The organism is Specibacter sp. NPDC057265 (genome assembly GCF_042668835.1).
Taxonomy (GTDB): Bacteria; Actinomycetota; Actinomycetes; order Actinomycetales; family Micrococcaceae; genus Specibacter.
In genome coordinates this window covers 124,821-138,155 of record NZ_JBHUYE010000004.1, presented here as the reverse complement: position 1 = coordinate 138,155, position 13,335 = coordinate 124,821, and the positions used below count along the sequence as shown (strand labels likewise).

The following is a 13,335-nucleotide window of genomic DNA, read 5'->3' as shown; positions in this document are numbered from 1 at the left end:
ACCCACCTCAGCAAAGGTGAAACACCATGAATGAAGACATACCAGTGGTGACCATGGAGGGCATCTCCATCGAATTCCCCGGTGTCAAAGCCTTGGATTCGGTGGATTTCCGCCTGTTCCAAGGAGAGGTCCACGCCCTTATGGGCGAAAACGGAGCCGGCAAATCCACACTGATCAAGGCCTTGACGGGCGTCTACGGCATTGATTCAGGCAAAATTGTTGTGCTGGGCAAGGAAGAACAGTTCAATACCCCCGCGCAGGCGCAGGAAGCCCGGATTTCCACCGTCTACCAGGAAGTGAATCTGTGCTCGAACTTGAGCGTGGAGGAGAACATCCTGCTGGGCCGTGAACCCCGCCGCGGCGGGCGCATCCATTGGAAGGCCGTCCGCGCCCGTGCAAGCGAAATCCTTTCCCGCATGCACCTTGACATTGACCCCGGCTCTGAACTCGCCAGCCATTCAATTGCGGTGCAGCAGCTGGTGGCCATTGCCCGCTCCGTCGAGGTGGACGCCAAGGTTTTGATTTTGGACGAACCCACCTCCTCCCTCGACGCCGGTGAAGTCAAGCAGCTGTTCCGGGTCATCCGGGAACTGCGCGATTCAGGTGTGGCCATCCTTTTTGTCTCCCACTTCCTGGAACAGATTTACGAGATTTCAGACCGGTTGACCGTGCTGCGCAACGGCGCGCTGGTGGGCGAATACATGACCCGTGAGACGCCCCGCCTTGATTTGATTTCCAAAATGATCGGCAAGGAACTCGACGCCCTGGACGCCCTGGACGACGAACCCCCGGCCGTGCGTGAACTCGCAGGTTCCGACGCCGTGCCCGTCATTGCCGCCGACGGCGTGGGACGCAAGGGCAGCATAGAACCCTTCAACCTCTCCATTTACCCCGGGGAGGTCATCGGGTTGGCCGGACTGCTCGGTTCCGGACGCACCGAGCTGGCGCGCCTATTTTTCGGTGCAGACAAGCACGACTCCGGATCCCTCACCATTGCCGGGGCGCCGGCAAAGATCCGCGCTCCGCGCCATGCCATCGACGCCGGCATTGCCTTCAGCTCCGAAGACCGCAAGAAGGAAGGTCTGATCGGGGACCTGTCGGTCAGGGACAACCTTGTGCTCGCCATGCAGGCCAGCCGCGGCTGGCTGCGCCGCATCCCGCGGCGCCAGCAGGATGAACTGACGGACAAGTACATCAAGGCCCTGGACATCCGCCCGGCCAACCCCAACTCGCTTATTCGCAACCTCAGCGGCGGAAACCAGCAAAAAGTGTTGTTGGCGCGCTGGCTCATCACCTCGCCGAAGCTGCTGATCCTGGATGAACCCACCCGCGGAATCGACATTGGCGCCAAAACCCAAATCCAAAAGCTGGTGCTCTCGCTGGCCAAGGACGGGATGTCCATATTGTTCATATCCGCAGAACTGGAGGAAGTGATCCGCCTGTCCAACCGCATCGCCGTGCTGCGCGACCGCGAAAAAATTGCCGAACTCATCAATGACAGCGTCAGTGTCACAGACCTCATGGAAACCATCGCAGGCGGAACCACATCATGAAAACCTTTCTTCGCGGGCATCTCCTTTGGCCGGTGGTGGCACTTGTTGCCCTGCTGCTGTTCAACCAGATCATGGCCCCAGACTTCTTCTCCCTGCGCGTCCAGGACGGCCACCTCTACGGCAGCCTCGTTGACATTCTGCGCAACGGTGCACCCACCGTTTTGATTGCCCTGGGCATGACCTTGGTCATTGCCTCACGCGGCATTGACTTGTCCGTTGGCGCCGTGGTGGCCATCGCCGGCGCAGTTTCCTGCACCTACATTTACAACTCCCCGGATCCAGGTTCCCTGACCACCGCCATCATCGCCATCATCCTGGCTGTGGTTGTTGGTCTGGCCATGGGCGTGTGGAATGGTTTTTTGGTGTCAGTCATTGGCATCCAGCCCATCATTGCCACGCTGGTGCTGATGACTGCCGGACGCGGTCTGGCCCAGCTGGTCACGGGAGGGCAGATCATCTCGGTCTCCAACACGCACTTCAAGGCCATTGGTGCCGGGTACTTCCTGATGCTTCCCATCTCCATCCTGATCACCGTTGCCGTCTTTGCCCTGACAGCACTTTTGACACGCAAAACAGCGTTGGGAACACTCATTGAATCAGTGGGCATCAACCCGGAGGCCAGCCGTTTGGCAGGCATCAACGCCCGCACCCTGACGTGGATCGTGTACATTTTCGGTGCCCTCTGCGCAGCCTTGGCCGGATTGATGATCAGCTCCAATGTCACAGCCGCCGATGCCAACAACGCCGGCCTGTACATTGAAATGGACGCTATTCTCGCCGTCGTCATTGGCGGGACCTCGCTGGCCGGGGGCCGCTTCAGCCTTGCCGGCACCGTGGTGGGCGCCTTCATCATCCAAACCCTGACCACCACCGTCTACACGGTGGGCATCGCGCCGGAAATCACGCTTGTCTTCAAGGCGCTTGTGGTCATCATTGTCTGCCTGCTGCAGTCACCCAAAATGCGGGCCCTGTTGAAGAAGCCCACCAGGAAAACCGTGACAGCCCCGAAAGTGATGGTGTCCAACTAATGAGTGTTTTGACCCGTTACCCCGTCGCAGCCGGATCCGGAGCCAAACGCTCCCTGACCACTTCAAAGTACTTGCCGGTGATGGTCACCCTGGCCTTGTTTGTGCTCATGTTTGCCGTGGGATCGCTGATCTTTCCGGGCTTCTTTTCCGGCCAGGTGATTTTGAACCTGCTCGTTGACAACGCCTTCCTGCTTGTCCTCGCCGTGGGCATGACCTTCGTGATTTTGACTGGCGGAATTGATTTGTCAGTTGGTGCCGTGGTGGCCCTGAGCATGATGATTGCCGCCAGCCTGCTCCAAGCGGGCTGGTCGCCGGCAACCACCATCGTCATTGTGCTGGTGGTGGGTGCCGTGTTTGGCCTGTTGATGGGCCTGGCCATCCAATACTTTGACATTCAGCCGTTCATTGTCACCCTGGCCGGCCTGTTCCTGGCACGCGGGTTGTGCTACGTCATCAGCCTGAGCTCCATCACCATCACCGACAGCTTCTTTACCACCATGGCACAGACACGGATCAAGTTTCCGGGTGGATTGTTCATCTCCCCCAGTGTTGTCATTGCGCTGGCCGTGGTGGTCATTGCGGTCTTCATCCTGCACCACACCCGCATGGGCCGCACCGTCTACGCCATTGGCGGCAATGAGCAGTCGGCCGTGCTGATGGGCTTGGCGGTCCCCCGGACCAAGGTGCTCGTGTACGTCATTAGCGGCCTGTGCTCCGCCATTGCCGGCATCCTGTTTTCCTTCTACAGCCTCTCCGGCTACAGCCTGGCAGCCCAGGGCATGGAACTGGATGCCATTGCAGCCGTCGTCATTGGCGGCACGCTGCTCACCGGGGGCGCAGGTTTCGTGATGGGTTCGGTGGTGGGCGTGCTCGTCCTTGGCATTGTCCAGACCTTCATTTCCTACGACGGCACGTTGAGCTCCTGGTGGACCAAGATCGTCATTGGTTCACTATTGCTCGTGTTCATCGTGCTTCAGCGCATCTTTGTGCGGCGGAAATCCTGAGCCACACCCTGGCATGCTGCAAGCAACACTGCCTGACCCTAACTGCGGGCCAGCGCCACAGGCCTCGGCCCGGTGCTGGCCCGCACTGTCAGGTGGGACTGGATGCGTACCGAAAACAAGGGGTCATTGCCGGAAATGCCGTCGAGGATCATGGCCACGCAGCGGCGCCCCAGCTCCGCAAAGTCCTGACGAATGGTCGTCAGAGGCGGGAAGTAGAAGCCGGATTCGGGGCTGTCGTCAAAACCAACAATGGACAGGTCCCGTGGCAGCCGCAGATTGCGTTCATGCGCTGCCCGCATCACACCCAGGGACATCTGGTCATTGGCGGCAAATACTGCCGAACAATCACTGTTGGCCAGCAATTTCCTGCCCGCCGCATATCCGGATTCGGCACTCCAGTCCCCCACCAGCAGCGGCCCCGGCTCCAGCCCGGCAGCAGCCAAGGCGGCTTCCCAGCCCCGCCGTCGGGCCTGGGCGTCGAGCCAGCCCGTGGGTCCCATGATGTGGGCAATCTTGCGGTGGCCGAGCTCAATCAAGTGCGTGGTGGCCAGCCATCCACCGCGCTGCTGGTCAACACCCACGCTCTGGACCCCCGCCGTGCCAATGTCCCCGATGGCGACCAGCGGAACCCCGGGATGCAACCGCTCAATGCCCCGGACAATTTCTTCCTGCGGCGCGATGACCACCAAGGCGTCCACTTGGTGCGCAAGGTGGTACTCCACCGTTTCAATGATCGCTTTTTCGCCTGCATCGGGAAGCCCCACGGTGTTGACGGCATAGCCGGCAGCATGCGCGGCCTCCTGGATGCCCAGCAGAATGTGGGCGGGACCAAAGTGATCCATGTTGTGGGCAACCACGCCAAAGGTATCCGAACGGCGCGTGACAAGTTGCCGCGCCGCAGTGTTGCGCCGGTACCCCAGTTCAAGGATCGCAGCTTCCACCACCTTGCGGGTCTTTGCACTCACATTGGGATGGTTGTTGATCACCCGTGAAACAGTTTGATGTGAAACCCCCGCCTTGGCGGCAACGTCCTCCATGACGGGAGGGCGGTGGTTCGAGGAAACTCTGTCAGTCATGGTCAGCCTGTTCTCCGGCGCGTCCGGCATGGTTGACGCCGCGGAGATGGTTTCCGCACGCTGCGTCCAACTTCAAAAATCTGCACTTGCTACAACCCTAAAACCGTTTTCACCATTGTCTCAGAGGAGAAGCCATGCCCCACAAATCCATCCACCCGGCCTCGGGAGCCCAGTTCAGCATTGAATCGGGCCAGTACCAGGCCGTGATCACCTCGGTCGGTGCCACCCTGCGGTCGCTTACCCATGCCGGGCGGGATCTGGTGGTTCCTTTTCAGGCCGAGGAGGTACGTCCCCTTTACCGTGGCGCCAACCTTGTGCCTTGGCCCAACCGCATTGCCGACGGAGCCTACAGCTGCAATGGCAAAGACGAGCAGCTGCCGATCAATGAAGTGGACCGCATGACCTCGCTGCATGGTCTGGTGTTGTGGAACAACTGGGAGTTGCGGGCAGAAACACCGTCCAGCGTGACGCTCGGCGCCGTGGTGGAACCACAGGCGGGCTACCCGCACCGTCTTGAGATTGAGGCCGCCTACACGCTTACTGACGAAGGGCTCACTTGGCGCGTCTCCGCGGTCAATGTGGGTACCGGAGCCGGCACCCTGCCCGCCCCCTACGGTGTGGCGCCGCACCCTTATTTGGTCGCCGGCGACGGCAGGGTCGATGCTTGGACCCTGACGCTCCCCGCCGCCGAGGTCCTCCAAGTCACGGCCGAGCGGTTGCTGCCCACCGAATTGGCTGACGTGGCGGTGCACGACGGCGGGTACTTCGACTTCCAGCAGGCGCGGGAGTTGAGGGCCACTAAAATCGATCACGCCTATACGGCGCTGCCGGACGCGGCATTGGCCGAAGTCCGGCTGAGCAGCCCTGACGGAACAGGGGTGCTCATGCGCTGGAACCCGCAGGTGCTGCCGTGGGTGCAGATCCACACCGCCGACCGCCCGGAGAATGCCTGGAACCGCATTGGTTTGGCGGTGGAGCCCATGAGCTGCCCGCCAGATGCCTTCAACTCCGGCAAGGACCTCATCACTCTGGCGTGCGGGGAACGCCATGATGCGAGCTGGATCATTGCCGCCCTGTAAACGGGGCACCGGGTGAAAAAGGCGGTCCGCAGCTGTTGCTGCGGACCGCCTTTTCATGGTGCATCCGCCATGGCGTTGCGGTCTACTGGTGGCGCCTGGTTCGGCGTCGGCCCATCAACACCGCTCCCAAGCCGGCCAGGGCAAGCCCCCCGGAAAGCCACAGCAAGGTTGCAGCCGTGGATCCGGTGTGGGCCAAGTCCCCGGAAGCGCTGCCACCGGCCGGAGTGGGCGTGCCTGCTGCAGTCTCCGCGGGGGTGCTGGTGTCAGCCCCTCCAGCCGGTGTGGTTGCCGGGACGGTCGCCGGCACGGTGGCCGGGGTTGTTGCAGGCGTGGTGGCCGTAGCACTGGGTTCGGGTGACTCTCCGGGCACGTTGCCGTCAGCGGCTGCCTTCAAACGCAGGAACGTCACCGAACTCGGTTCGAATTGGTAGGTGAATTCATTGCCTGCAGCAGCAAAGACCGTCTCCGATTGGGTCATGTTGGTGGGGCTGGTGCCCACCAGGGTGGACACGGAGGCATCCGTGGCGACCTTCATGCTGCCGTCCACCTTGATGTCGACCGTGGCGGAATGCGGTGCGGCATTGACCACCTTGACAAGGGTCTCGTTCGTGGCCTCATCTTGGGTGACCACTTGGTATACCGGGTCCACAGCCTCTTCATTGACGGTTCCCCAGAGCTCGCCGTCCAGGTACAGATTGGCGGTGCGGCCTGTGACCTCGATCTTGATGTCGTAGCTTTGGCCATCCACAATGCGGGTGTCCTTCTCCAACACGTTGGTCTTGGTTCCGCCAGTGGCCTTCTCCACGAGGGAACGGGTGTTGTTGAAACCACCCAGGTTCCACCAGTAGTAGTCGTCCTGGCCCTCGACGCCGAACCCGATCAGGAAACCTTCAGCCCCGGCCAGCTTTGTGGCCTTGGTCTGGAAGGTGTAGTTGTTCCACGAGGCATCCCCGGCCGTGACCAAGGTGTTCTCGGCAGTGGTGCTGCCTTGCACGTATGCGCCGTCAGTGACGGCCCAACTTCCGTTGCCGTTGCCGGTCCACTGTCCGGCACCGTTGGAGAAGTCGTCCTGCAACAGCACCGTGCCGTCAGCGGCGGTGACCACGACGTCGTCGTACGCGGCGCTGGTGAGCCAGGTGGACAGGCCCACCTTGCCGGTGATGGGTGTCTGCACCACAGGCGCGGCCGTGAGCTTGCTCGGCACCACGGAAGTGCCCACATTGTTCATGAACATTTTTTGCACATCATAGTTCGGTGTGGTCCAGGACTTGCCATTGTCAAAGAAGATCATGTCCGGGGACCACTGGGTGTTTCCCTGCGCGGCGAGCAACGGTGCGTAGGAGGCCATTTGAACCATATCGGCATTGCGTTCCAGGCCTGTCATGTAGGCGGCTTCGGCCAAGGCATTGTTCACACCGTTGCCCTTGGAAGCGTACTCACCCAAAAACACCTTGGGATCCTTGCGGTCGTAGCTGTCGTAGCGGGTGGTGTTTTGCAGGAACCATTCCGGATCGTTGTAGTAGTGCTCATCCACCAGGTCCATGTCCTGTTCCCGGGAGTAGTCCCACAGGTCATCAAACCACTGCCCGGAGGAAAAGGCCCCTGAGGTGCCAATGATTTTGATCTCGGGGTATTTGGCGCTGATGGCGTCACGGAACTTTGGGAAGTTCTCAAAATACTTGGGGAACCCCTCCTCATTGCCCAGCCCAATGTATTTCAGGTTGAACGGCTCCGGGTGCCCCAATTCGGCCCGCTTGGCGCCCCACACCGTGTCGACACCGCCGTTGGCAAATTCAATCAAGTCCAAGGTGTCTTGAACGTAGCGGGCCACGTCCGCGTCACTGGCATAATTTTCCTGCCCACACGCCGTCAAGCCCACGGACACCACCGGCAGCGGTTCCGAGTTCATGTCCTCGGCAAACTCAAAATACTCCATGTAGCCCAGACCGTACGTCTGGTTGTAACCCCAGAAGTTCTTGTTGGCGGGACGGGATTCGACAGCTCCAATAGTCTCCTTCCATTGGTACACCCGATCGCGCGGGAAGCCGTTCGCTTCCGTGTAGGCGCCGTAGTTGCCACCCGTGTTGGTCACGCAGCCGCCGGGGAAGCGCAGGAATCCGGGATCAAGGTCGGCCACTTTTTGGGCCAGGTCCTTGCGGAGTCCGTTTTCACGTCCCATGAACGTGTCCTGCGGGAAAAGGGAGATCATGTCCAGCCTCACCTGCCCCGTGCCACCTGCCAAGGTGGTGAGCCGGCCCGAGGTGGTGCTGGCCGTGGCCGTCACTTCAGCGGTGTATTTCACCCAGCTGTCACCTTTGACCGTGATGGGGGCGGTGCCGAGCACATCACCGGGGGCGTTTTCCAAATTGATGGTCAGGGGTGTGCCCTCGGGCGCGGTGGTGCGGGCAAAGACCGAGTAGTTGTAGCTTTTGCCGGCTTCGTACGCCTGTCCGCCGCTGAATCCCGTGTTGCGCACGGCCATGCCGCCGTTGCCCGCGGCGCGGCTCAGGTTCAGGTTCAAATAGTTGCGGTTCATCTCGTTCAAACGCTGGGCGTCGTCAACGACCGTGGCCGTTCCCTCGGCCCCGCCACGCGGGGATATGTCCCAGGCAGTCAGGGCATTGAAGGAGGCGTGATCCACGGAGGAAAACTCAAAGGACCGGTTCCTCACGAGCTCGGCGTAGAGGCCACCGTCGGCTGCCTGGTTGATGTCTTCGTAGAAGATGCCGTACTGCGTGGGGGAAATGTCCGGGCCAATGGCATCGGAGTCAATGGTCAGGACCCGGTTTCCGCTCGGATCATCAACAGCCACGGCGGGCTGCAAAGACAGTGAAGCAGGGAGTGTGGCCGACCCCAGCACCGTGGCAAGGGCCAGAAACGCGGCGCCGCCGGATATGCGGGCACGCGGCCCGGCGGTTCGGGGGCGGACAGGTGGTGTTTTCAACATTATTCCTCATCGTCAGGTCATGAAATGTGGCGCGGAAGTGAACAGGGCCGGGGCCGGGATCAGGGACAAATCAGCGCAGGAAGAACGTGGCCATCCTTCGTTCCCCAGCCGTCTTGACGGTGCCGCTGTCCAGCTTGGCCCCGGCACGCAGGAACGTCCCCGGCGCCCGCGCCACTTCCAGCGAGATGCCCTGGTTGTTGGACAGGCCGGGGCGCTTGGTGAAGCTGGCGGAGTCGGCAAATGCAGCCGTTCCTGCCTGCGGTTCCAAGGTGACGGCCCCGCCGCGGGCAGCGAGGAACCAGCCGGGTTTAAGCACGGCTTCCAAGGCCACGGATTTGGGCCCGGCAAAGCCCTGGACCAAACGGAACTGGGTGGACGCCAGGGGCGCTTCGGGCCCTGCCACAATGGCAGCAGTGTCGGTGATGCCCACATGCCGGGTCAGCGAGCTGGCCAACTGCAGGCGGTTGGGCAGGACACCTTCCCCGACGGGGATCCCAAAATTGGGCATACCGTCGGCGTTCCAGTAAAGCCGCTGAGCGCGGGCGTGGCGGTTGGGATCGAACAGCGGGTCACCCACAATGGTCTTATAGTCGCGGGCGTGATAGATGACCATGTCAGTGGTGCCGTCGTCGTCCACGGTAAAGCTGTTGTGGCCGGGTCCGTAAAGGCCGGTGACCTCCGATGAGGTCAAAACGGGCGCCGGCTGCTTGACCCAGGAGGCGGGGCTGAGCAGATCGGAGTTTTTGTCCGCCGAGAGCAGGCCCATGCAGTAGTTCGCATCGGTGGCGCTGGCTGAATAGGAAATGAAAATGCGGCCATTGCGTTTAAGCACTGCGGCGCCTTCATTGACCTTGAACCCGATGACCTCCCAAGGCAGGGTGGGCACAGCAATTTCAACGGGCGTGCCAATGGTGGTGGGTGTCAGCAACGGTGCAATGTACAGATTGCTTTCCGGGTTCTTCTCCGCCCACACCAAATACTGCGTACCCCGGTGTTCAAAGGTGGTGGCATCCAGGGCAAAGGAATTCGCAGGGGTGACGACCTGCCCAGCCACCTTCCACGACCCTTCCAGGGGATTGGCGGCTGAGTTCTCCAGCACGTACATGCGGATGTGCCAAACATCGCCGGAATCGCTGGCGGCAAAGTAGACGTACCACTTGCCGCCGATGCGGTGCATTTCCGGGGCCCAAATGAAACCGGCCATGGAGCCGCTGGCGGGCTGCTGCCAGATGACTTTTTCCGTGGCCGTGGAGAGGCCGGCAAGGGTGTCCGATGCCCGCAGCACCACGCGGTCATATTCCGGGACGGAGCCGGTGAAGTAGTAGCGGCCATCGGTATGGCGCAGCACGTACGGATCCGCGCGCTGGAGCACCAGGGGGTTGTTTACGGCTGGCCGGGTGGCAACAGCTGAGCGGTTGGAGCTGGTGTTCGCGGCCAGTGCATTGCTGGCCATAAACGGGGCGCCTGCCATGCCAACACCGGCTGCTACGCTGCCGCGCAGCAGAGTCCGCCTGCTCAGCAGGGGATGTGCGGAATTGTCGCCTGGGAAGTTTGGGCCTTGTTGTTCCGGGTTGTCAATGGGCATTTTTGCTCCTCACGCAGGGAAAATGGGCGTGTTGCAGTAGGGATTTGTTCCGGGTGGTTGTGGAGGTCTTGCGGGGTGGTTAGTGCCGGCTTCGTTTCCGGCGGCTGTGCAGGGCCAGAACCAAACCTGACAGCAGGGCCATCGCCCCCATGGCCGCAAGCATCGTCTGGTTCCAGCCTGTGTTGGCAAGGCCGCTGTCCGTGGCCGCTCCCGGATCTGCGGCCCCTGCTGCGGATCCCGAGGTGCCAGCGGTGGTGCCGGTGGTGGTGCCGGTGGCCGCTCCACCCGGGGTGGTGCTTTCAGTGGCCTCCGACGTGACCGGCGCTGTGGTGGGGTCGGCCGTCGGCGTGCCCGTGGGGTCCGCCGTCGGTGCTGTGGTGGGGTCCGCCGTCGGCGTGCCCGTGGGGTCCGGCGTCGGGAGAGGTGTTGGGGTTGCCGCGGGTTGGCCAATGGCCGCCAAAGCCGCCATTTCCGCAGCCGTGACGGGAATGACGCTGCCGTGGCGGGGAGCTGTGGGCATTGTGTATGCAGCCGACGGCGTCCACGTGCCGCTGTCGAGGTCGGTGGTTTCAAACGGCACATAACCGCGTCCGCCGAACTCGTCGATGAACAGGTACCACTTTTCCTCGGTGTTGGATTTGAAGACCGTGGGGCCTTCTCCGGCATTGATGGTGCCAGTGCCAATCCCGGTGGCCAAGGTGGTGAAGGAGTCCACGTCCAAAATGCCGGCGCCGCGCTCCATGAAGATGGTCTTGCCGTCGGGCGATTCGGCGGTCCGGTTGCGCTCGTCCTTGGTAAAGCGGTAGATGTTGCCCTCGTTTTTGATCATGGTGGTGTCAATGACCTGGTATCCGGGGTTGTAGTACTCCTGTGGGTCCGAGAACGTCACAAAGTCGCGGGTGGTGGCGTACATGATGCGGTTGTTGTTGCTGTCGGAGTGGTCCGCCGTGGTGTAGATCTTGGAGGACCAGAACACCACGTAGGCGCCCAGTTCGTCGTCGTAGTAGGCTTCCGGGGCCCAGGTGTTGCCGGCGTTTTCATCCGACACCTGCACGGAGCGCTGCTCCGACCACGTGAGAAGGTCGGTTGATTCCCAGACCATCAAGTTGCGGCTGCCCCATGTTTGGGCCTTGCCCCAGTCACCGCTGCCATGGATTTTCAGGTCCGTGGCAATCATGTAGAACTTGTCGCCCTCCGGGGAACGGATGACAAAGGGGTCGCGGACGCCCATTTCACCCAGTGTGGAGGACAGGACGGGTTCGCTGTTGTTTACGTCTTCCCACTGCAGTGGATCATTGCCGATGCTTTTGCCAAAGTAGATTTGCTCGCCCGTTGCGCTTCCCTCGCCCTTGAAGTAGCTGAAGGCGTAACCTGCATATTCCGTCTCGGCAGGAGCAACACGTACGACGGCGGTGAATTCCCTCATCCCCTCCACGCCGTTGCGTTCCACCGTTGCGCTCAAGAGCACCGTGGTGTCTTCTGTCCCGGGGGCGGGCCGGACCACAATGCCGTCGCTGGAGACCACGGCAGGGTTCGACGACGCCCAGCTCACCCAGGTGTCGTTCAGGCCCTGGCCGGGCAAGTTGAGGTTGCCGCGCACATCCTCAATGTTGACAACCTCCAACGCGGCCAGGGCCGCTTCGACGGCGTCGGCATCAGCTCCCGATCCCGTCTTGACAGTGGCCTGGAACGTCGTGGTTTCGGTTAGTGAACCGTGGCTGATGGAAGCCGTCAAGGTGACGGCTGCATCGGGTTCCCCGGGCGCGGGCCTGACAACGGCACCGCTTTCGCTGATCACTGCCGGGTCACTGGAAGTCCAGCTGATGACAGATCCATTGGCCCCCTTGAGGGGCAGATTGAGTGAGGCAACCACTGCGGACAGGTCCCCGAGGTCCAGCGCTGCCTTGTCCGCCGCTACCTGGGCCTGGTTGACCGGCAGTGCCAGGGCGTCCACCTCGGCCGTCGTGACGGCACGGTCGTAGATGCGGAAGTCGCGCATTTTTCCCTTCAGATTTTTATCTCCGGTGTAGACCGATTTTCCCAGGTAGTTGGCGCTGGTCTTGCCCCCACCTATCGATGCCGGCGTGACGGTGACCGCTGGATTGCGTGCCACCTCGATTCCGTCAATATAAAGCACACCAGCTTCAGCTTCCTGGGTGTAGGCGGTGTGGACCCAACGGCCGCGGTCGAGGTTTTTCCCCGGGGTTCCGGTCACTTGTTCGGTGGACCAGTTTCCGGAGGCAATGGTGGCCCGATTGAAGTTTCCGGTGTTGAACAAGTAGCCGTCCCCGGCGTTGTCGGTTGTGTTGCCGAGTCCGTAAATGAAGTAGGGGGTCGCTTGATCGGCATCGACCCAGACATCGTAGGAAATGGTGACTGCCTCATGGCCGGCAAGGAGGTCGTTTGGCAGGGCCACGTAGGAATCAGTGCCATCAAGCGCCACGCCCTGCCCCGGCTTGAACGCTGCCTTGCCTTTAAGTTGGGCATCAGGATTTTTTCCTGTGGCATCCTTGGCCAAAGTCCCGGCGGCTTCATCGAGCTTGTACCAGGCGGTGAGGCCGGCAGCGACGCCCGCAGCCGGCTTGTCAGCGGACTGGGCCGGCATGGAGCCGAGCCCCAGCGAACCGAGCAGCAGCGCCCCCAGCGCGGCTGAAGCGACGAACTTTTTTCTCATGGACATGGACTCCGTTGTACTTGGCACGATGATTGATCCGCTGCAGGGCGGGCATGGGACTTGCAAGCTTGTTGGCGGCACCGCAGGCTTGGCGCCTGTCATGACCACGGCAACCCTGCCCTCTTTGGCGGAAATGCCGTGCTGGTACAAAAGAATTGTGAGCGCTAACAATGACTTGTGGTTCCCATCCTGAAGCCTTCGGGTTCGGCTGTCAAGATGATTACATGGTCCACATCACAATTAGCCTTTTGGCCAGGTGTGCCGCCGTACCGTCGCCTCCCAGGCCCCGCAGGGACTCTTGACCGCGGCGGCGGCGTTTTCCCCCGGGCGCCAGCCACTGGTGTCCACTGCAGGCCCGGATGGGCCTTCGCTGCCCTCGTGCGGCTGCA

The 13,335-nt window shown here is 61.6% G+C and carries 8 protein-coding genes; 4 read left to right on the top strand and 4 right to left on the bottom strand.

What is annotated here, in order from left to right:
• Positions 1–26: 26 nt before the first annotated feature.
• Genes ACFUCV_RS04880 through yjfF form a run of 3 tightly spaced genes read left to right on the top strand, consistent with a single transcriptional unit; the run spans position 27 to position 3,585 of the window.
• Entirely contained in the window at positions 27–1,553 is a 1,527-nt protein-coding gene (locus tag ACFUCV_RS04880; protein WP_380812629.1) for a sugar ABC transporter ATP-binding protein, read from the top strand.
• Positions 1,550–2,581 (top strand): ABC transporter permease, encoded by a 1,032-nt coding sequence (locus tag ACFUCV_RS04875; RefSeq protein WP_380812626.1) that lies wholly within the window; start codon positions 1,550–1,552, stop codon positions 2,579–2,581. Before ACFUCV_RS04880 ends, ACFUCV_RS04875 begins: the two co-directional genes overlap by 4 nt.
• Positions 2,581–3,585 (top strand): galactofuranose ABC transporter, permease protein YjfF, encoded by a 1,005-nt coding sequence (gene yjfF / locus ACFUCV_RS04870; RefSeq protein ID WP_380812623.1) that lies wholly within the window; start codon positions 2,581–2,583, stop codon positions 3,583–3,585. The genes ACFUCV_RS04875 and yjfF overlap by 1 nt, the downstream gene beginning before the upstream one ends.
• A gap of 38 nt (positions 3,586–3,623) precedes the next feature.
• On the opposite strand, the gene ACFUCV_RS04865 is transcribed toward yjfF, so the two are convergent.
• Positions 3,624–4,661 (bottom strand): LacI family DNA-binding transcriptional regulator, encoded by a 1,038-nt coding sequence (locus tag ACFUCV_RS04865; RefSeq protein ID WP_380812620.1) that lies wholly within the window; start codon positions 4,659–4,661, stop codon positions 3,624–3,626.
• Between the two features lie 134 nt (positions 4,662–4,795).
• On the opposite strand from ACFUCV_RS04865, the gene ACFUCV_RS04860 reads away from it, so the two are divergent.
• Positions 4,796–5,740: an aldose 1-epimerase family protein gene (locus tag ACFUCV_RS04860; RefSeq protein WP_380812618.1), complete on the top strand. Its 945-nt coding sequence runs from the start codon at positions 4,796–4,798 to the stop codon at positions 5,738–5,740.
• A gap of 82 nt (positions 5,741–5,822) precedes the next feature.
• On the opposite strand, the gene ACFUCV_RS04855 is transcribed toward ACFUCV_RS04860, so the two are convergent.
• The 3 genes from ACFUCV_RS04855 to ACFUCV_RS04845 form a co-directional block, all read right to left on the bottom strand.
• Complete coding sequence (locus ACFUCV_RS04855; RefSeq protein WP_380812615.1) at positions 5,823–8,687, bottom strand: alpha-L-arabinofuranosidase C-terminal domain-containing protein; 2,865 nt, start codon at positions 8,685–8,687, stop codon at positions 5,823–5,825.
• Between the two features lie 70 nt (positions 8,688–8,757).
• Positions 8,758–10,140 carry a family 43 glycosylhydrolase gene (locus ACFUCV_RS04850; protein ID WP_380812613.1) on the bottom strand — a complete coding sequence of 461 codons (1,383 nt, stop codon included), beginning with the start codon at positions 10,138–10,140 and terminating at the stop codon, positions 8,758–8,760.
• A 211-nt stretch (positions 10,141–10,351) separates the two neighbouring features.
• Positions 10,352–12,952, bottom strand: a complete 2,601-nt coding sequence (locus tag ACFUCV_RS04845; RefSeq protein ID WP_380812610.1) for an immunoglobulin-like domain-containing protein — start codon at positions 12,950–12,952, stop codon at positions 10,352–10,354.
• Between the last annotated feature and the right edge of the window lie 383 nt (positions 12,953–13,335).